Source organism: Salegentibacter sp. Hel_I_6 (assembly GCF_000745315.1).
Classification (GTDB): domain Bacteria; phylum Bacteroidota; class Bacteroidia; order Flavobacteriales; family Flavobacteriaceae; genus Salegentibacter.
This window is the reverse complement of the sequence record NZ_JQNQ01000001.1, coordinates 1860440-1879552: the sequence shown is the minus strand read 5'-3', so window position 1 is coordinate 1879552 and position 19113 is coordinate 1860440. Positions and strand designations below refer to the sequence as shown.

The following is a 19113-nucleotide window of genomic DNA, read 5'->3' as shown; positions in this document are numbered from 1 at the left end:
TTTCTATACCTCCAATAGTGAATCACCTATATAGAGGAGCTCAAAAATTATAGCCCAATTTTTTGCAAAATGCATGGATTCTAACATCATAATCTCCCTATTCTCTAATCCCCAGAATTTATGTATAGTTACAGAGGCAATAAGTAAAAATATACATAACCCAATAATACCATATAGAAGATAAAAACCTGAGATTAAAGTTATCCCACCAAAACATAATAGCACGCCACTTAATTTGATCATTAATTTAGATGCCAACAGGCTTCTTTTCTCCGCATACTCCTCTAAAATTTTAGAGTTAAAAAAGTGATTTAATCCGTTTAGCAGGAAGAAAATACCTAGTAAAATCAGTAATACTTGCTTTATCATCTATGATTCAGATTTGAATTAGAGGTAAAATTAAAAATTATCCTCTTACATTTCCATTTTAGCTTAATAGCAAATTCTTTCACTTTCGCTTTAAGCTGTGGAGGAGCAATCTTAAAATAATATGCGAATTCCTATATAACACAGGATATTTATAGTATATATAATATTACCTCAGGCACTCACCACTTTCACTTCCATTTCATAAATACTCCATTGCAGCAAAAGAGGTTCATTACAAATGGTCTTGGACACGAGCCAAAAAGCCTTGAAGAGAATTGATGAATTTGATTCACTAGTTTAAGCTTTTTAACTCAAGTCCGCTTGATAGTAACTAAAATTCACCGATCAGGATTTCAGTGTTTTTTTATAGTCTTTCTTACACCGCATTACTTTTTGCTGCTAAAAAACAAGCTTTGAAATTAAACGGAGTGCATAAAACGCTGTGCTATTTATAACTCCTCTATAATTTCAAAACTTGAAATTGAATGGCATCAAAAGGTAATGCGATGGCGCTGGAAGAAGTAAATTGAAATAACGAAATTACCAACTCATCATGATCTACATTAGTTTTTCTGTTCGACGGCAAAAGGAAAATGCTTAAGATGGAAAAAGTAAATGGTTTTAGCTTGGCTTTTCATTATGAAGCTATATCAATAATTTTTTAGAGTTATAGAGGATTTTATTTTACCACCTAATCCCATTCTGTTTATTAACCTTAGCTTAAAACATACAAAACGATAAAATTAAATGAAAGGCTTTCTTTTGGGAAAGCCTAAATTTTAATGCAAACCAAAGAGATTCTTTTATCAGACCAGCAATTATTAGCAAAGTTGAGAAATGGTGATGAAACCGTTTTTCCTTTAATATTTGATAGGTATTGGAAAAGACTCTATTCTTATGCCTTCAAAATATATCGAAATGATAAGGTTTGTGAAGATATTGTACAGGAAATTTTTATTAGTCTTTGGGAGAAAGCTTCAGAATCTCAAATTCTAAACCTGGAGGCCTATTTATTAAGGTCGGTAAAATACCGGGTGGCTAACCATATTAGAAGTTTAAAGTTTTCCAGTAGCCAGGAAGAGATCCTGGAAAGTATCCCTTATCCGTCAAATTCAGTACTGAATATGGAATATCAAGAGTTTGAGAATGAGATTCTTTCCAAGGTTAAAAAATTACCTCCCAGATGCCAGGAAATTTTTATACTTAGTCGCTTCGATAATTACAGTAATTCTGAAATTGCTCAGAAACTTAATATTTCTATTCGCACAGTAGAAAAGCAAATAAGCAATGCTCTTTCCTATCTCAAAACTAATATAGAAGACACTTATTTCCCATTACTTATCACCACAATGTTGCTTCAAGGTTAATCAATGAACCTTAATATTAAGAGTTCTTTAAGAAGCAAATCTAGAGTACGTGTTTAGCTCCAAAATTGTGACTTGTAGTTAAAAGCAGGTTTTGAAGAAACACGAACTTATTTATTTAGCAGAGAAATACGCAGCTAAGAAAGTGAACGCACAGGAGAAGCTGGCAGTAGATATTTTTTTAAGAAAAGTGCAGGAGCAGGATGCAATTCCTTTTATGAACCTAGATCAGGAAAAGCGGAATAAACTCTTAAAGAGGATAGAAGATAAACTACAATTAGAGAAAATCCTCAGAAAGAAACATTATCAGAGAATAATAGCATCGGCGGCAGTCCTACTCCTGCTAATTGGTTCAGTACTTCTTAGTATGTTACTGGAAAACGATCTTACCCAGGTGGCGGTAAAAGGTGAGAAAAAGGAAATCGAACTGAATGATGGGAGCAAGGTTTTTCTAAATGCCAGCTCTAAAATAAATTATCCCGAAAATTTTAAGGAAGATCGAAAAATAACCCTGGAAGGCGAAGCATATTTTCAAGTGGCGCCAAATCCTGAAAAACCTTTTCGAATTAAATCAGGTGCTATAGAAACGAAAGTTCTAGGCACTTCATTTAATATAAATGCATATTCACCTGGGAGGGAAAAGATCAGCGTGAACTCTGGGGTTGTAGAAGTAACTTATGGTAATGATCCATTACAAAAGGTAAGACTCACTAAAAATATGCAGCTCGCTTTCCATGGAAAAGAAAAACCAAATATTACAGAATGGAATAGTGAAAACTATAATGCCTGGACCAAAAATATTATTGTTTTAAACAAGACGAGTCTTGGAGAAACTGCAAAAATCCTTGAAAACTGGTATGATGTAAATATTGACTTTGCTGATCCCACCCTGCAAAAGCTCACCATTTCTGGAAAGTTTAAAGATGAAAAACTGGAAACCGTCTTGCAAAGCATTGCGCTTATTAAAGACTTAGAAATTAATTATAACAACCCTAAAAGCATAATTATAAGAAAACAAAAAAGAATTTGATTGAATTAGCCAAAAACAAGCCCGTTGCTGCTGCAACAGCAATGGGCTATTTAAAAATTAGACTACAAATATTAATCTATAGCCAAATTGTAATGAATACTAAACTACAATTTTTTCTAAATTATTTATCCAAAACCCTGCTGTTTTCTATTGTAGGTTTATTGCTAATCCCAAGTGGTACAATAGCTCGAGCAGCTGCCAATGATGAGACTTCTATAAGCATTAAAGTCCAAAATGCCTCTATTACCGAAGTTTTTTCGACGATCGAAGCTAAAACAGGTTTCACCTTTGTTTTTGATGAAAGCATTAGCCAGGTAAAACATAATTTCACATTTCAGTTTACTAATGAAAAATTAGAAAGAATATTTGAAAAGATATCGGTTGAAACTGGGTTTCAATTCAAAAAAATAAATCATACCATTAGCGTGGTAAGTCCGGATAGATTCCAACTTAGTGCGAATGGGAAAGTCCTTGACCATGATGGATTACCTCTTCCAGGAGCAACTGTAGTAGAGGTGGGAACTTCTAATGGCACCACAACCGATTTCGATGGGAACTTCAACTTGAACGTTTCTCAATTCCCGGTCAATCTGGAGATTTCCTTTATGGGTTTTAATGACGAGGAAATTACTGTTGAAAATTCAGAGCCAATCGAGGTAAGCCTTTCAGAAAATGCGAATGCACTTAATGAAGTAGTGGTAACTGCATTAGGGATAAAAAGAGAAGAAAAAAGATTAGGGTTTTCTCAACAAACCGTGGAATCTGAAAACCTCTCCCAAACGGTACCCAATAACTGGTCTGCTGGATTAAAAGGCAAGGTTTCCGGTTTGAACATTGTTTCTACTGGATCTGGACCTATTAACTCGCAGCAGATAACCCTGCGCGGGAATAACTCGCTTAATCCTAATGGAAATTACGCGCTAATTGTGGTAGATGGGGTTCCAATAAATACAGAAATGACTACTTCAGGATCCTCAAATGCCTATATGGGTGGTGACTCACCGGTAGATTTTGGCAACGGGATCTCTGACCTTAACCTTGAAGATATAGAGAGTGTTTCGGTTTTAAAAGGAGCTGGTGCTACCGCTCTCTACGGGAGTCGCGCTGCAAACGGAGCCCTGATCATAACTACTAAATCTGGTGCAAATCAAAAAGGTTTGGGGATTTCATATAATACGAGCACTACTTTTGATGTAATTCAGCGATGGCCAGATTTTCAATATGAATACGGGCAGGGTACGGGCAAATCTTTTAATGATGCCGGGGAGCCTTATTATTCTTATGGAGGTTCTGATGATGGCAATAGCACCGGAGGTACCAGTAGTGCCTGGGGGCCACGTTTTGATGGGCAGTATTATTATCAATATGATCCTGAAGTTGGTGGGCAATCGGAGGAACGTCAACTATGGCGCCCCTACAGGGATAATCGAAAAGATTACTGGCGTACCGGGATCACAACCAACAATAACGTAACCCTACAAGGTGGTGATAAAAATGGTTCTATGCGGGCATCGGTAGGACATCAGTATAACGAATGGATTATGCCCAATACCGGTTTTGAGCGAATTACCGCTTCAGTAAATGCCAGGTACCGGGTTTCCAAGAACATTGAAGTTGGTTCCACCTTAAATTATAATAACAGGAGCAGCGATAACCTTCCTGGAACTGGTTATAACAATGGTTCTATAGCATACTTTATGATTTTTCAGAACCCAAACGTGGATCTGGATTGGCTTAAGCCTATTTGGCAGGAAGGGCAGGAGAATCTTCAGCAAATTCAACCCTTTAGCTCTTATATAGATAATCCTTATTTAATAGCTTATGAGGCAACAAATTCGTTAGCAAGTAACCAACTGGTGGGTAATATCTTTTCTAATATCCAATTAACGCCCAAGCTAAATTTAATGTTGCGAACTTCTTTGAATACTTATCACCAAGATAGGGAGCAGAAAAGACCGTACAGTATTAACAGGTATGCCCGGGGATATTTCAAAACCCAGGATGTTTGGAAACAAGAAGTGAATTCTGATTTCTTGTTGACCTACGAAGATGAAATTAGCAAGGACCTGTCATTCTCGGTTTCAGGTGGTGGAAACGCGATGGATTATAAATATCGCCGTACCGATGCGGCTGTTGATGGTTTGGTAGTGCCAAATGTATATAAGCTAGCAAACGGAATTAATAATCCAATTGTAAATACATACGACCGAAATAAGAAAATAAACAGTTTGTATGGCCTGGCTTCATTTTCATTCAGGGATATGGTATTTCTGGATGTGACCGGTCGTAACGATTGGTCCAGTACGCTCCCTACCCAGAATAATTCGTTCTTTTATCCTTCTGCAAATACCAGTATAATTCTTTCGGAAATCTTCAATTTTTCAGGACCGGTAGACTATTTAAAATACCGTTTCTCCTTTGCCGAAGTGGGTAATGATACAGATCCTTATAAAACAAGTAAATATTACAGCCAGAATGCTTTTCCAAGTTCGGCAGTGGCACCAACGAACCTGTATAATGCGAATTTCAAACCTGAAATAACTACCAGTTATGAAACAGGGATTGAAGCCAGGCTTTTTGATAATAGGATTAATCTGGATGCTACAGTGTATCAAACCTCTACTAAAAATCAAATCATTTCGGTTCCTTTAGATATTACTACGGGTTATAGTTCCGGGGTATTAAACTCAGGAGAGGTTAGAAACCGGGGTGTGGAACTGGCGCTAAATGCTAAAATTATCAATAATGATAAATTTAAATGGAGCACTAATCTTACCTGGGCCAGGAATTGGAATAAAGTGCTGGAACTGGCCGATGGGATAGACGGGCAACAAGAAATTGGAAGCGGTGGCCAGGCTAGGATTATAGCTAAAGTTGGTGGTACGGCTACTTCTATCTATGGAGCTGGTTTTGTTCGTTCACCGGAAGGTGAAATAGTCTATGACAACGGAGGCTTACCAGCTTACCCAGATGATATCATGTATATAGGCGATGCCAGTCCGGATTGGAGAGGAGGATTACAAAACAATTTCAAATTCGGGAATTTCGGTTTGAGCGTATTGTTAGATGGACAATACGGAGGTATTATCTATTCGCAATCTCATCACAAGATGACTCAAATGGGGAAACTTAGATCTACCTTTAGAGGAAGGGAAGAAGGTGTAATTGTCGGTGAAGGTGTAGTATTAAACGAAGACGGCTCTTATTCTCCAAATACTACGGAAGCGATTACGCCGGATTGGTATAACCGATACTATAGAAGGGCTAATGTAGAATCCAATTCTTTTGATGCTTCATACCTGAAACTTAGGGAGGTTAGTTTACAATATAATTTTCCCAAGAGTTGGTTTGTTAATAATACCATCCAGAATATAAGCCTTTCTCTCTTTGGGAGAAACCTTGCCGTGATCTCAGATTTCCCAATCTATGACCCTGAAACTGCCGCCCTAAACGGTGATACTATTTTACCTGGAGTAGAAATGGGACAAATGCCTTCGCCGGCAACCTACGGATTTAATTTACAAGTTAATTTATAACAGATTAATGATGAATAATATAAAAAAGATTAGCGCAACATTTTTAGTAATATTCCTAATGCTTGCCTGTACGAAAGATTTTGAGGAAATAAACGAAGATCCAAACCGCATAGCAGAAATAAGCCCGGGAACTTTGATCAATCCGATTATTTATGGGTTGGCTACGCACAATGCCAACCGTAGTGCCAGTATAACGTTTGATCTTATGCAGGTTTCTTTACCCTTCCCTAGTGTGTCTGGTGGTTTGCACCGTTATGACGTAAGTCCTAATATCGGTAATTCTTCGTGGTCAAATTATTACCGCTGGTTGAATAATATTAATGAAATGCGAACCGCAGCAGAAGAGGCCGGCGATGTAAATTACGAGGCCATAGCGCTTACTTTAAATGCCTGGGTTTACGCTAATCTTACCGATATTTTTGGGCCTGTCCCAATGACCGATGCAGTAAAGGGAGAAGAAGGAAATCTCTATCCGGTTTTTGATACTCAGCCTTTTATTTATGAGACTATATTGGGCGATTTAGATCGTGCCAATGAACTTTATAATCCAGATGCTACCATGGTGTATGCTGAAGATATCTTATTTCAAAATGATGTGAATAAATGGAAAAAATTCACAAACTCCTTAAGAATGCGATTACTACTTAGGGTTTCAAATGTTGAGGAGATGAATGCTTTTCAGGAACTCACTACTATGATTAATGATCCTGTGGAATATCCTGTTTTTGAAAACACAGAGGAGTCGGCAATTTTACAGGTTACTGGTGTGACTCCAAACGTTTCTCCTTGGGGTAGACCTCAGGATTTTCGATTGAATGTGAACCTAACAGAATTCTTTGTTGATAATTTAAACGAACTCGAAGATCCCAGGCGACCAATCATAGGAACCATGGCTAGTGATCTGGATAATAATCCAATTGGTTACCGGGGAATTCCTAGCGCCTATGCAGGCCCAGAGTCACAATTTGAATTTAATGCCTCGACTTTTAATATTGAACAGGTAGAAAATCCTATGCAAATATTCTTGCTTACTTATGCTGAGGTAGAATTCATAAAGGCCGAGATAGCTCAAAGAGGATATACCGGGGATGCCGAAGCCCATTATTTAAATGGGGTGAATGCCGCGATAGAACAAATGGAGGCTGAAATACCTGAGGCCTATTTTGAAAATGAACTGGCGCAATACGATGGGAGTTTAGAAAGAATTATGCTTCAAAAGTATTATGCCCTTTATTTCACGGATTATCAACAGTGGTTTGAATATAGAAGAACCGGATTTCCTGAACTTCCTAAAACCGAAGCTATGGAAAATGATGGGATGATGCCCGTTAGGTTTACTTATCCACAAGACATTCAGGTAAATAACCGGGAAAATTACCTGGAGGCTGTAGAAATGCTTGGAGGAAGCGATAATATCAATACTAAAGTTTGGTGGGATAATTAGAAATGAAAGAACTTATAAATATGAAAATAATAGTTGCACTAACAGTTAGCTGTTTACTAGGTTTAAACCTGGTCGCCCAAGAAAAAGCCACAGGCTATGTTTTTGAAGATAGTAACCAAAATGGTAAAAAAGATAGACGGGAAATAGGAATAGCTGAGGTTGCCGTTACTAATGGACGAGACGTGGTGCTTACCAATGCCAAAGGAAAATTTGAATTGATGGTAGGGCAGGATGATATCATTTCAGTCATCAAACCTGCAGGTTATAAAGTTGGAAGAAATGAAGATAACCTTCCTCAGTTTTTCTATATCCATAAACCCAAAGGTTCACCTGAATTAAAGTTTAAGGGGGTTGAGTCAACAGGGAAATTGCCCAGTTCAGTCGATTTTGCTTTAATTCCGGCCGAAGTGAAGGAGAACTTTACCGCGCTTATTTTTGGAGATCCGCAACCATACTCGCAACAGGAAGTAGATTATTTTGCAGAAGGTATTGTAGCCGAAGTAGAAGGTATTGAAAATGTTCCTTTTGGATTAAGTCTTGGTGATCTGGTTGGTAATGATCTTGACCTTTTTAACCCCTACATAAAAGCGGTAAAACGGGTTGGGATCCCTTGGTATAACTTACTGGGAAACCACGATATCAATTTCGATGTGGAAAACGATACGCTTTCCGATGAAACTTATGAAGCACATTTTGGCCCGGCGAATTATGCTTTTAATTTCGGAAAGGTGCATTTTCTTGTTTTAGATGATGTGCTGTATCCAGATCCTCGAGATGGGAAAGGTTATTGGGGAGGTTTTAGAGAAGATCAGTTTCAGTTTATAGAAAATGATTTAAAGCTTGTGCCTAAAGATCATTTAGTAGTTCTTGCGATGCATATTCCTTTAAGTGAACCCGATGGTGTAGATACTTTCAGAGATAAGGACAGGGAAAGGCTTTTTGATCTTTTAAAAGATTTTCCTCACACCCTTTCCCTTTCAGCACATACACATATACAACGCCAGGATTTTTTTGGAAAAGACGAAGGTTGGCTACAAGAAAAACGCCATCATCACTATAATGTAGGGACAACTTCCGGAGACTGGTATTCAGGAAAATTAGATGAAAATAATATCCCGATTTCAACAATGAGGGACGGTACACCGAAGGGCTATGCCTTTATTAATTTTAATGGTAATGAGTATAATATAGATTATAAAGTGGCTGGGAAACCTGCAGAATACCAAATGGAAGTTTTTTCACCCAGAGTTGTTGCTAAAGGCAGAAGGACAAAGGCAGGAATTTTTGTGAATTTCTTTATGGGTACCAAAGAAGATAAGGTATCATACAGAATTGATGAGGGCGAATGGAATGAGATGCAGTATCTTGAAGAATATGATCCTTCTTACGTGGAAATGGTCTATGAATGGGATTTGACCGAGGAATTAATGCCGGGAAGAAGATCTTCAAACCCTATCAAAAGTGAACATTTGTGGCGTGGAAATATTCCGACGGATCTTGAGACCGGGAAACATACTATAGAAATAAAAGCTACCGATATGTTTGGAAAAGTTCATACAGCAAGCGACAGTTATCGCATTGCAGAACCGATTAAATAAGTTGAGTTTAATTTTTGTGTTAGTTTGCAAGGCCTGCCCACAGTTCTCTATTTTTCGGGTGGGCCTTTATTTTAAAAATTTATCAAGATGAGAGTTATTAAAACAGTATTGTTTTCTTTTTTAGTTGCTGCTATTGGCTGTAAGAATAATCAGGAACAAAAACAAGAGGTTGAAGAAGTCATTGTAGAAAGATCTCTGGTGCAAGTCCAGGGACACCGGGGGGATAGAGGGAACTTCCCGGAAAACACTATTCCAGCTTTTATAAGCGCAGTAAAAAAGGGCGTTGAGGTTATAGAATTGGATGTGGTGATTTCCAGGGATAAAAAAGTAGTTGTTTCTCACGAGCCCTTTATGCATTCGCTATATGTTCTTACCCCTTCAGGAGATAGTATTTCAGAAGATGAACAAGAAAGCTTTAATCTTTACGAGATGTCTTACGATAGCATTAAAAAGTTTGATTCTGGATCGAAGGGAAATCGATTATTTCCAAACCAGCAGAAACAAAAAGCTTATAAGCCTTTATTATCGGAAGCTATAGACTCGGTAGAGCATTATATATCGAAAAATAATTTGGAACCTGTGAGCTATAATATTGAATTAAAAAGTTCAGAAGATAGATATGGAAATTATCAACCAGCCCCGGAAGAATTCGTGAATCTTGTGATGGAGGTAATCCAAAATAAGAATATTGAGCAGAAGATGAATTTACAATCTTTTGATGTTAACATTTTAAATGAAATTCATCAAAGTTATCCAGGAGTGGAAACTGCCTATTTGGTTTATAAGGAGGGTATTCAAAAGAATCTCGATTTACTCGATTTTCAACCTGAAATCTATAGCCCACACTATGGATTGGTAAAGGATACTGCTTTTGTTGATTCTATTAAAAGTATGGAAATGAAATTAATTCCGTGGACGGTAAATGAAGAGGAAGTTATTGAGAAAATGATTGAATTAGATGTTGATGGAATTATTACCGATTATCCGGAACGGGTGATAAAAAAAATGATATAAAGAAAATAGCATTTAATTAAAGTTTTAAAAGTTCAAGTTCGCTCGGTAGTAACTAAAATTCGCCTATCAGGATTTCAGATTCCCTTTTACTAAGTATATCTTCCATCATCTACCTTCTGCTGTTAAAAGAACAAGCTTTGAAATTAATCGCAGTGCATAAACCGCGCTGCTATTTATAACTCCTCAATGATTTTAAAGCTTGAAGATAAGGGACGTCAAAAGGTAATGCGATGGAGCTGAAAGAAGTAAATGAAAATTACATCAAATTTCATTCATTATGATTTATTAATATTGTTAGATACGACTGTAAAAGGAAAATACTTAAGATGAAGAAAGTAAATTATTTTAAATACAACCCTATTTTGCAGCTGTTCAGAATCTTATAAATAACATCTTAATATAAACAATTTTGTTTATATTTGATAAATGGAGGATTTATTAAAATATAAAGGAATACACCCGGGGATTGTTTTAAAACGGGAACTAAAAAAACGTTCCATAAAGCAACGTCCATTTGCTATGTCCATACAGGAACATCCGCAAACTTTGAATGCTATTTCTAATGGAAAAAGAAATTTAAATATACCTCTAGCTCTTAAGATTGAAAAAAAACTAGATTTGGAAGAAGGTACATTGGCACTTTTGCAAACCTATTATGAAATAAATAGGGAAAAAAGTAAAATGCATTTACGATCTCCCAATATTTCTCTACTTAGAAAATCATTGTTTTGGGATACCAATATGGATCAGATCGATTGGCAAAAACAAAGCAAGGCTGTTATACAAAGAGTATTTGAACGTGGTAATGATACAGAGAAGAAGGAAATTATTCGGTTTTATGGCAGGCAAAAAGTGGATGAGGTACTTCGAACTAAAACCATATAGCCTTATAAAATTTCCTCAAAATAATAAATGAGTATGCTTCATTATAACACTGTAAATCTATTACTCCGAGAGTGTTTGAATCAACTAATGACTGCAAAGGAATTTGAAGAGTTCCGATTAGTTGGGGGGTACTGCTCTTAGCTTGCAGATAGGACATCGTGAATCTATTGATATTGATCTTTTTAGTGATGCGGAGTATGGTGCTATTGATTTTAGGGCTAACTGTCTAATTGGAAAAGACTTTTTCCTATGTAGATTATTTGAAAATGGAACCAGCAATTGGAAAGTCATATTTTATCGGAGAAAATCCTGAAAATGCTATTAAAATGGATGTTTTCTATACCGATAGCTTTATTGAACCACCAATTGTTGTGCATTCGATACGTATGGCTAGCCTTTAAGTGATTATAGCTATGAAGGTAGATGTGGTACTACGTGGCGGTGGTAAGAAAGATTTTTGGGAGGAGGTCAGATATGGATTCAAAACCATATATAGATGAAGTCCGAACTCTGGCCTTTGGTCTCAAAATTCAGTACGAATTTCAATTTTAGATTTTTTTTGATTAATAGCGTGTGCCCTTTCTTTCTTGGAAAGGCATAGTTGTTTTTGAGTTGTAACGGTTATAAATATAAGTTACTAACTAACTTAATTAATGTCTCCTGCAAATTATATGACTCATGGGAGATGTACCTAATGTGATTTTTTCCTTGTGCGGCGGTACATTTATAAAAAAGAAGATAAATTAGCCTTTATTATGGCGCCGCAAATACGGTAACCGCAATGGCTTTTGGAGAGGTTAGCCGAGATTATTGATTTTGCGAAAAACAACAGCTTATGATGAGACGATATCTATTCTTTATTGTAATAATTAGCTTCTTTCTTCAGCTTCAAATATATGCTCAAAGTGAAAAGGCTCCGCGTTATTATGTAGCCCATAAAACTTCAGAGAAAATAATTATTGATGGTAAAGCTGAAGAGGCAACCTGGAAAAGCGCACCTAAAAGTCAGGATTTCATAGATATTGCAGGAGAAAAAACTCCTACCTATCAAACCAATATGAAAATGCTGTGGGATGAGGACTATCTTTACTTTTATGCCAAAATGGAAGAACCGCATATTTGGGCAAGTTTGAAACAGCGTGACACCGTAATATATTATAATAATGATATTGAAATCTTTATTGACCCTGATGGCGATACCCATAATTATTATGAGTTTGAGATGAATGCCCTAAATACCGTTTGGGATTTATTTATCGTAAAGCCTTACCGGGAGCCTGCGCCAATTGTTGATAGTTGGGATATTCAAGGCTTAAAATCTGAAGTTTTTATTGAAGGAACATTAAATGATGCTTCTGATGAAGATGAATTCTGGAGTGTGGAGGTGGCGATTCCCTGGGAGGTTTTAAAGGAAGCCAATACTCATAATGAGATTCCAAAGGGGGAATTCTGGCGAATCAATTTTTCACGGGTAAACTGGGATTTTGATCTGAATAATAGTTCTTACTCCCGGGCAAAAGATGAAAATGGCGAATTTAAGCACGAATATAACTGGGTGTGGTCACCACAAGGTGTTATTAATATGCATGAGCCCGAACACTGGGGTTATGTTTATTTTTCAGAGAAAGCTCCTGGGGAAGAAGAGGAATTCAATATTCCTATGGATGAGAATATAAAATGGGAATTATACAGGCTTTATCGTGCTCAAAAAGCTTATAAAGAGAAAAATGGAAATTGGGCGAAGAAACTATCAGCTATTAATGGGGAAACTATTAATGTTGAAGGAAATAAGCTTCAGCCTAAATTAGAAGTTCACAAAACAGGCTGGAATATTTGGGTGAAAAGCCCTTTTACAGGAGATAGACTTTTGATTAAAGATGATGGTGATTTTTTAAAACAAAAAAACTAACCGATATAAATTTAAAAAAATGAAGTATATCTATTATTTATTATTGGCGTGTGTAGTTACATCTTGTGGAAATTCTTCTGCTGAAAACGATTTAGCTACAACAGAAAAATCTGAAGAAACACCCAACCATTCAAATAAAGACTTTAAGTATTGGACCTGGATAACAGCCAGCCCCGAAAAATTGGATAAAGAATATTCAGCAGAATTTAAGAAATATAAAGAACACGGGATAGATGCGGTTTTGATCAATACTGAAGCCGACGTTCAATTGCTTTCAGAGTTAGCCCTTCTAGCTGCAGAGGAAGGTTTAGAAGTGCACGCATGGATATTTACCGTAAACCGCCCAGGTGATAAGGAAGCTGAAAAATACCCGGAATGGTATGCAGTGAGTAGGGATGGTAGATCAACCTATAACGAGCCACCATATGTAGATTACTACAAATGGCTTTGCCCAACTCGTGAAGAATCCAAACAACATATTTTAAGTCTGGTAGAAGGTTTAGCTAAAGTAAAAGGAGTAGAAAGTGTGCACCTGGATTACATTAGGTATTCCGATATTTTTCTTCCTATCGGTTTACTGCCAAAATATGGTTTAGAACAAAACGAAGAACTTCCCGAATTCGACTTTTGCTATTGCGAGGTTTGTACAGCTGAATTTGAAAAAGAACATCATAAAAATCCGAATGATTTTAATAACCCGGCTATCGATATGGAATGGAAGCAATTCCGCCTGAATAAAGTAAAGGCAATTGTTGATGAAGCGTATGAAATAGCCCATAATAATGGAAAGTATTTAACGGCTGCTGTTTTCCCTTATCCAGAAATGGCCGACCATATGGTTCGCCAGCGTTGGGATAAATGGAATGTGGATATGGTTTTACCAATGATTTATCAAAATTTTTATAACGAAGAAATCGATTGGATTGGCTTTGCAACAGGGCAGGGTGTTGTAGATTTAAAAGGCACGGATACCGAATTACATACAGGTATTTACCTTCCCGAATTGAATGTAGAGGAATTAAAAGAAGCAATTAATTATGCCCGGGAAAACGGCGCAAAAGGAGTAGCATTTTTTGATGGTGGTGCATTTACTCCAGAGAAACTTGAAGCTATAAAGGCATCTAAAGAAGATTAGCCTATTTGTCGATTTGAAATTGTAGGCTTATGTATGGAAGCGGATTGGATTTTTAAGTAACGAACCTAATAGGACTTACCGAAGTAATGGAATTATTTCCGGGAAAATATAATTATGTAGGTTTAAAACTTCTAAATTAATCTTGAGATGTCACCTAATAAATTTTATCTCAAAGAAGCTTGTGTTGAAACTCTGGCACAGGCAATTGCTGCGGAAAAGAAAGGGGCAGATCGTATAGAACTTTGCGCCGATTTACATCTTGAGGGATTAACACCATCAAAAGATTTAATCCTGAAGGTAGTACAAGAATTACATATTCCTGTGCGGGTAATGATTCGGCCCCGTGCCGGTGACTTTTTGTATTCTGAAAAGGAAATAACTGAGATGAAAAGAGCAATTATTACCTGTAAAAACCTGGGAGTAGAGGGAGTTGTTTTTGGAGTTTTAAAGGCAGATAAAACTTTAGACCTTGAGATAATCTCGATGTTAATCAAGCTGGCGTTTCCTTTAAATGTAGTGATACATAAAGCTATAGATGATACTCCTGATCTATTAAAAGCCCTCGAAGACTTAACAGTGATTAAAGGGATATCAACCATACTTACCTCCGGCGGGGCTAAAACGGCATTTGAAGGTGCTGGCGTTTTAAAAGAGATGATAAAAACCTCAACAACTACTATTGCAATAATGCCGGCCGGTAAAATTACTTCCGGGAATATTTCAGAAATACATAACCTATTAGGAGCCTCTGCTTATCACTGAAAACAAATTGTAGGCAAACTTAATTAATAAATGATGTATTTTAATTCACAGATAGAACAGAATATTCAAAGCTAAAGTGAAGTGGATAATGATAATTTTGCGGTAAGGGTCCCACAATCTATATTTAATTTGAATAGTCTTGTGGTTTAATTAAACAGATAAACTTAATTTTCTATAATTATGAAACGAAGAAATTTTCTTAGAAAGGTTGGGATAGCAGGTGTGGGTTTACCGCTGGTTAGTAGTAATTTATCTTTTAGCCTTCCTGATGAGAAAATGATACCTGCTCAAATTCCTGTTTCTATTACGACCTGGAATTTCCATGAAGCCGGAAAAAAGTCCGGAGAATTACTTGCTGAAGGTAAATCTGCCCTGGAGGCTGTTCAACAAGGAGTGATGATTGAAGAAGCTAACTTAGATAATACTACAGTTGGGAATGGTGGGGCTCCAGACAGGGAAGGAGAAGTGACTTTAGATGCGTGCATTATGGCTCCAGATGGAAATTGCGGAAGTGTGGCTTACCTTAAGAATATAGAGCATCCTGTAGCAGTCGCTCGTAAAGTGATGGAAGAAACCCCGCACGTAATGTTGGTAGGAGAGGGCGCCTATAACTTTGCCATTCAAAACGGATTTAAACCAAAAAATCTTCTGACTGAGAATTCAGAAAAAGAATGGAAAAAATGGTTGGAAGAGAAGGACTATATGCCAATAATCAATATTGAAAACCACGACACTATCGGGATGTTGGCCATAGATAAAACAGGTGATGTTGCCGGGGCATGTACTACTTCAGGTTTAGCATATAAAATGCAGGGAAGAGTGGGGGATTCTCCAATTATTGGCTCTGGTTTATTTTTAGATAATGAAATAGGCGGAGCTGTAGCTACGGGTATGGGAGAAGAAATTTTAAAAAATGTAAGCAGTTTTTTAGTGGTAGAATTAATGCGACAGGGAAAAACACCGCAGGAAGCTTGTAAAATCGCTATTGAAAGAATAGTGGAAAAAAATCCTGAATACAAGGGTTTTCAGGTGGCATTATTGGCTTTAAATAAACAGGGAGAAGTAGGTTCCTATTGCATTCATCCAGGGTTTAGTTATGTTGTGAATAGCAATGGTGAAAATAAAAATATTCAAAGTGATTCTTTTTTGTAATTAGTTTAGGAATCGTTGAAAATTTCATTTTTAAATTAACTTAAACAGTATAAATTCGGAATAGATCAGAGTTTTTTTGTTTCCATATTTTTATCTAAATTAGCACCTTGTCCATACAAAGGAACAAAGCTATTGGAATTAAAAGTTGATCATAAAAGCCCTATACCCTTACACCGCCAGGTTGAGGGACTTCTGAGATCTTTAATAGAGATCCCGGAATTTAAAAATGGAGCCTTCTTACCTCAGGAAGTTGAGCTTGCTAAAAGGTTAGGTGTTTCAAGAAACACCGTTAGACAAGCTGCTAATAAACTTCATAATGAAGGTTTAATCGTAAGAAAAAAAGGAGTAGGTACAAAGGTTGCTTCCAATAGCATCACTACTAATTTAGGCGAATGGCACAGCTTTACCCAAGAAATGAATTCGAAAGGAATACCATTTAAAAATTTAAAACTCAATGTTGAGTGGGTTCTTGTTGATGAGGTAGTAGCCAATTTTCTTAATGTAGATATCTCTACAAAAATTCTAAAATTATCAAGGTTAAAAGGAAGCGATAAACCTCTTGTATATTTTGAAAGTTATTTTCAACCCAGGATAGGTTTAACAGGAAATGAGGATTTTCAGAGACCACTCTATGAAATTTTGGAAGAAGACTATCATTCAGTTCCTGCTGTATCAAAAGAAAAGATAAAAGCTGGAAAGGCTGGGAAATTTGCCAAAATACTAGAGATAGATGCTAATGAACCTATTTTAATAAGGGAAAGATTTGTTTCCGACCCCGGGGATCGGCCTCTTGAATACAACATAGGTTATTATAGAAATGATAGATTTACTTACTCAATAGAAATTAGAAGATAATGTATAGCATTGGGGTAGATATTGGAGGTAGTCACATTACCAGTTGTATGTATGAACATTCCAACAATAAGTTAAATAGTAAAACTTTGGTGCACTCTAAAGTAGATACAAAAGCTTCTAAAGAAGAAATTCTTAAGATTTGGATTTATACTATTTCGAAAACAATTGAGTTGGCCCAGGTGCCAATTAAAGGTGTGGGACTAGCAATGCCAGGGCCATTTGACTATTTTGAAGGAATAAGCTTAATATCAAAAGTGGACAAGTTCGAATCTTTATATAGAGTAAATATTCGACTGGAGCTTGCCAAAAGCTTACACATAGAGCCTTCTGAAATTAGATTCATTAATGATGCTACGGCTTTTTCTATTACAGAGGCCCTTATTGGTCAAGCAACGAATCATAAACGCTCAATAGCAATTACACTAGGAACTGGATTCGGATCTTCTTTTTTAGTTAATGGTCAGCCAATAATGGATGGGAAAAATGTACCCCAGGGAGGGTTTTTATACGATAAATGGCACGAGGGACACTTGGCCGATGATCTTTTCTCGACTCGTGGTATAATAAAAAAATACAAAGAACTCTCTGGCAGGGAGGTTATGAATGTAAAAGAATTATATGAGAGATCAGCACGGGATCGAAATGCTAAAAAGGTATTTCAGTGTTTTGGAACTGAACTAGGTAAATTTTTAAAACCATATATAGTAGATTTTGAAAGTAGTATAATAGTATTAGGCGGAAATATCGCCAAGGCTTTTGCTCACTTTGAAGAGGAGCTTCTGCTAGAGTTGCCGGAGGTTAAGGTTTGCGTTTCTAATTTCGGGGAGGAAGCTGCTATAATCGGAAGTGCATTGCTCTTGGACGATATTTATTACGAGGATTTAAAACCATGCTTAAAATTAATGTAATTGCATTATGTTGTCACCGAAAATCAATAAAATATTACCTGTCCTATTAGCGTATATTGTTATGGGGTTTGTCGATATAGTAGGGGTTTCTACGGGATATGCGCAAAGGGATTTTAATCTTTCACCTGAATTAGCTCAGCTAATTCCATCTATGGTTTTTATTTGGTTCTTTATACTCTCTATACCTGTTGGAATACTTCAAAATAACCTGGGAAAAAGAAAAATTCTTTTAGCTGGAATTTTCATTACTGCAATGGGTATGTTTACTCCTTTTGTATATTACAGTTATCCAAGCTTGTTATTATGTTTTCTGCTTTTGGGTATAGGGAATACAATAATTCAGGTTTCCTCAAATCCCCTTTTACAAGACGTAGTACACAGAAGCAGATTTTCCAGCTTCATGAGCTTGTCTCAATTTATAAAAGCCTTAAGTTCCCTGGTAGGACCTTTGTTAGTGACCTTTATGGTGGCGTCCTATGGAGACTGGAAGTTCGTGTTTTTAATCTATGGATTCATTTCAATTGTTTCTGGCGGTTGGCTTGCCTTAACGTCCATAGAGGAAACCAAACCATCTTGTAAAGCCTCTTTCAAAACAAGTATTGGGCTTTTAAGAAGCCCTCTTGTAACTTCAATGGTTATTGCTATTTTTCTTATTGTTGGACTTGATGTTGGAATGAATACAAGTATTCAGAATTTATTGATTCAAAAATTCAATGTTGGATTGGAGAGGGCATCCTTAGGAATAAGTATATATTTCCTGGCGTTAATGATAAGTCGTTTTCTTGGGGCTTTAGTCCTGGTGAAAGTAGATAATCTAAAGTTTCTCTTTTGGACCTCCCTTAGTACGGTTTTTTGTATAGGTCTTTTGATTTTTGCATCCACTTCCACCTTAGCACTTATCCTCATATTTTCAATCGGTCTTAGTTCAGGAAATCTTTTTCCACTTATTTTCTCGCTCACTATTGATAGGTTGCCACAACGAGCCAATGAGATTTCTGGCTTGATGATTATGGCTGTTGTAGGAGGAGCGGTTATCCCACCACTTATGGGTCTTGTTAATAAGGCGGCAGGAATATCCTTAAGTTTCGTGGTTCTTTTGGTTTGTGCTCTATACGTTTTTCTCTCTTATTATTTATTTAAAAAATTTTAAAC

Annotated in this window: 17 protein-coding genes; 16 read left to right on the top strand and 1 reads right to left on the bottom strand. The window is 36.7% G+C overall.

Annotated elements, in window-relative coordinates:
- Positions 1-3 precede the first annotated feature (3 nt).
- Complete coding sequence (locus tag FG27_RS08245; protein WP_051935793.1) at positions 4-369, bottom strand: DoxX family membrane protein; 366 nt, start codon at positions 367-369, stop codon at positions 4-6.
- Between the two features lie 782 nt (positions 370-1151).
- Between FG27_RS08245 and FG27_RS08240 the strand changes: the two genes are divergently transcribed.
- The 16 genes from FG27_RS08240 to FG27_RS08170 all read left to right on the top strand — a co-directional run bounded on the left by FG27_RS08240 (position 1152) and on the right by FG27_RS08170 (position 19111).
- Positions 1152-1736 (top strand): RNA polymerase sigma factor, encoded by a 585-nt coding sequence (locus FG27_RS08240; protein WP_037317905.1) that lies wholly within the window; start codon positions 1152-1154, stop codon positions 1734-1736.
- A gap of 91 nt (positions 1737-1827) precedes the next feature.
- Positions 1828-2763 (top strand): FecR family protein, encoded by a 936-nt coding sequence (locus FG27_RS08235; RefSeq protein ID WP_037317903.1) that lies wholly within the window; start codon positions 1828-1830, stop codon positions 2761-2763.
- A complete protein-coding gene (locus FG27_RS08230) occupies positions 2760-6299 on the top strand; it encodes a SusC/RagA family TonB-linked outer membrane protein (protein ID WP_369794105.1) in 3540 nt (1179 codons plus the stop codon). The genes FG27_RS08235 and FG27_RS08230 overlap by 4 nt, the downstream gene beginning before the upstream one ends.
- 10 nt (positions 6300-6309) lie before the next feature.
- Complete coding sequence (locus FG27_RS08225; RefSeq protein ID WP_051935792.1) at positions 6310-7743, top strand: SusD/RagB family nutrient-binding outer membrane lipoprotein; 1434 nt, start codon at positions 6310-6312, stop codon at positions 7741-7743.
- Between the two features lie 20 nt (positions 7744-7763).
- The gene (locus FG27_RS08220; protein WP_037322055.1) at positions 7764-9341 is read left to right on the top strand and encodes a calcineurin-like phosphoesterase C-terminal domain-containing protein; all 1578 of its coding nucleotides are present in this window, start codon (positions 7764-7766) and stop codon (positions 9339-9341) included.
- An 87-nt stretch (positions 9342-9428) separates the two neighbouring features.
- Positions 9429-10355 (top strand): glycerophosphodiester phosphodiesterase family protein, encoded by a 927-nt coding sequence (locus FG27_RS08215; RefSeq protein WP_037317900.1) that lies wholly within the window; start codon positions 9429-9431, stop codon positions 10353-10355.
- Positions 10356-10781: 426 nt separating this feature from the next.
- Complete coding sequence (locus tag FG27_RS08210; protein WP_037317897.1) at positions 10782-11240, top strand: helix-turn-helix domain-containing protein; 459 nt, start codon at positions 10782-10784, stop codon at positions 11238-11240.
- 121 nt (positions 11241-11361) lie between these two features.
- Positions 11362-11553: a nucleotidyl transferase AbiEii/AbiGii toxin family protein gene (locus FG27_RS19600; protein ID WP_197051678.1), complete on the top strand. Its 192-nt coding sequence runs from the start codon at positions 11362-11364 to the stop codon at positions 11551-11553.
- Positions 11471-11641, top strand: a complete 171-nt coding sequence (locus tag FG27_RS19255) for a hypothetical protein (protein WP_197051720.1) — start codon at positions 11471-11473, stop codon at positions 11639-11641. The genes FG27_RS19600 and FG27_RS19255 overlap by 83 nt, the downstream gene beginning before the upstream one ends.
- Before the next feature lie 434 nt (positions 11642-12075).
- Positions 12076-13149: a carbohydrate-binding family 9-like protein gene (locus tag FG27_RS08200; protein WP_037317896.1), complete on the top strand. Its 1074-nt coding sequence runs from the start codon at positions 12076-12078 to the stop codon at positions 13147-13149.
- A 19-nt stretch (positions 13150-13168) separates the two neighbouring features.
- A complete protein-coding gene (locus tag FG27_RS08195) occupies positions 13169-14284 on the top strand; it encodes a putative glycoside hydrolase (RefSeq protein WP_037317894.1) in 1116 nt (371 codons plus the stop codon).
- A 147-nt stretch (positions 14285-14431) separates the two neighbouring features.
- On the top strand, positions 14432-15046 hold the full coding sequence (locus FG27_RS08190) for a copper homeostasis protein CutC (protein ID WP_037317892.1): 615 nt from the start codon (positions 14432-14434) through the stop codon (positions 15044-15046).
- Positions 15047-15226: 180 nt separating this feature from the next.
- On the top strand, positions 15227-16198 hold the full coding sequence (locus FG27_RS08185) for a N(4)-(beta-N-acetylglucosaminyl)-L-asparaginase (protein WP_037317890.1): 972 nt from the start codon (positions 15227-15229) through the stop codon (positions 16196-16198).
- Between the two features lie 132 nt (positions 16199-16330).
- The gene (locus tag FG27_RS08180; RefSeq protein WP_037317887.1) at positions 16331-17053 is read left to right on the top strand and encodes a GntR family transcriptional regulator; all 723 of its coding nucleotides are present in this window, start codon (positions 16331-16333) and stop codon (positions 17051-17053) included.
- Entirely contained in the window at positions 17053-17961 is a 909-nt protein-coding gene (locus FG27_RS08175; RefSeq protein ID WP_051935791.1) for an ROK family protein, read from the top strand. The genes FG27_RS08180 and FG27_RS08175 overlap by 1 nt, the downstream gene beginning before the upstream one ends.
- Positions 17962-17968: 7 nt before the next feature.
- The gene (locus FG27_RS08170; protein WP_037317881.1) at positions 17969-19111 is read left to right on the top strand and encodes a sugar MFS transporter; all 1143 of its coding nucleotides are present in this window, start codon (positions 17969-17971) and stop codon (positions 19109-19111) included.
- Positions 19112-19113: the final 2 nt, after the last annotated feature.

Excerpts from the sequence above, each read along its gene's own strand:
- FG27_RS08175 (WP_051935791.1), top strand. The coding sequence starts at position 17,053 with ATGTATAGCATTGGGGTAGATATTGGAGGTAGTCACATTACCAGTTGT.
- FG27_RS08215 (WP_037317900.1), top strand. The coding sequence starts at position 9,429 with ATGAGAGTTATTAAAACAGTATTGTTTTCTTTTTTAGTTGCTGCTATT.
- FG27_RS08245 (WP_051935793.1), bottom strand. The coding sequence starts at position 369 with ATGATAAAGCAAGTATTACTGATTTTACTAGGTATTTTCTTCCTGCTA.
- FG27_RS08170 (WP_037317881.1), top strand. The coding sequence starts at position 17,969 with ATGTTGTCACCGAAAATCAATAAAATATTACCTGTCCTATTAGCGTAT.
- FG27_RS08195 (WP_037317894.1), top strand. The coding sequence starts at position 13,169 with ATGAAGTATATCTATTATTTATTATTGGCGTGTGTAGTTACATCTTGT.
- FG27_RS08225 (WP_051935792.1), top strand. The coding sequence starts at position 6,310 with ATGAATAATATAAAAAAGATTAGCGCAACATTTTTAGTAATATTCCTA.
- FG27_RS08240 (WP_037317905.1), top strand. The coding sequence starts at position 1,152 with ATGCAAACCAAAGAGATTCTTTTATCAGACCAGCAATTATTAGCAAAG.
- FG27_RS08185 (WP_037317890.1), top strand. The coding sequence starts at position 15,227 with ATGAAACGAAGAAATTTTCTTAGAAAGGTTGGGATAGCAGGTGTGGGT.
- FG27_RS08220 (WP_037322055.1), top strand. The coding sequence starts at position 7,764 with ATGAAAATAATAGTTGCACTAACAGTTAGCTGTTTACTAGGTTTAAAC.
- FG27_RS08190 (WP_037317892.1), top strand. The coding sequence starts at position 14,432 with ATGTCACCTAATAAATTTTATCTCAAAGAAGCTTGTGTTGAAACTCTG.
- FG27_RS08200 (WP_037317896.1), top strand. The coding sequence starts at position 12,076 with ATGATGAGACGATATCTATTCTTTATTGTAATAATTAGCTTCTTTCTT.
- FG27_RS08210 (WP_037317897.1), top strand. The coding sequence starts at position 10,782 with ATGGAGGATTTATTAAAATATAAAGGAATACACCCGGGGATTGTTTTA.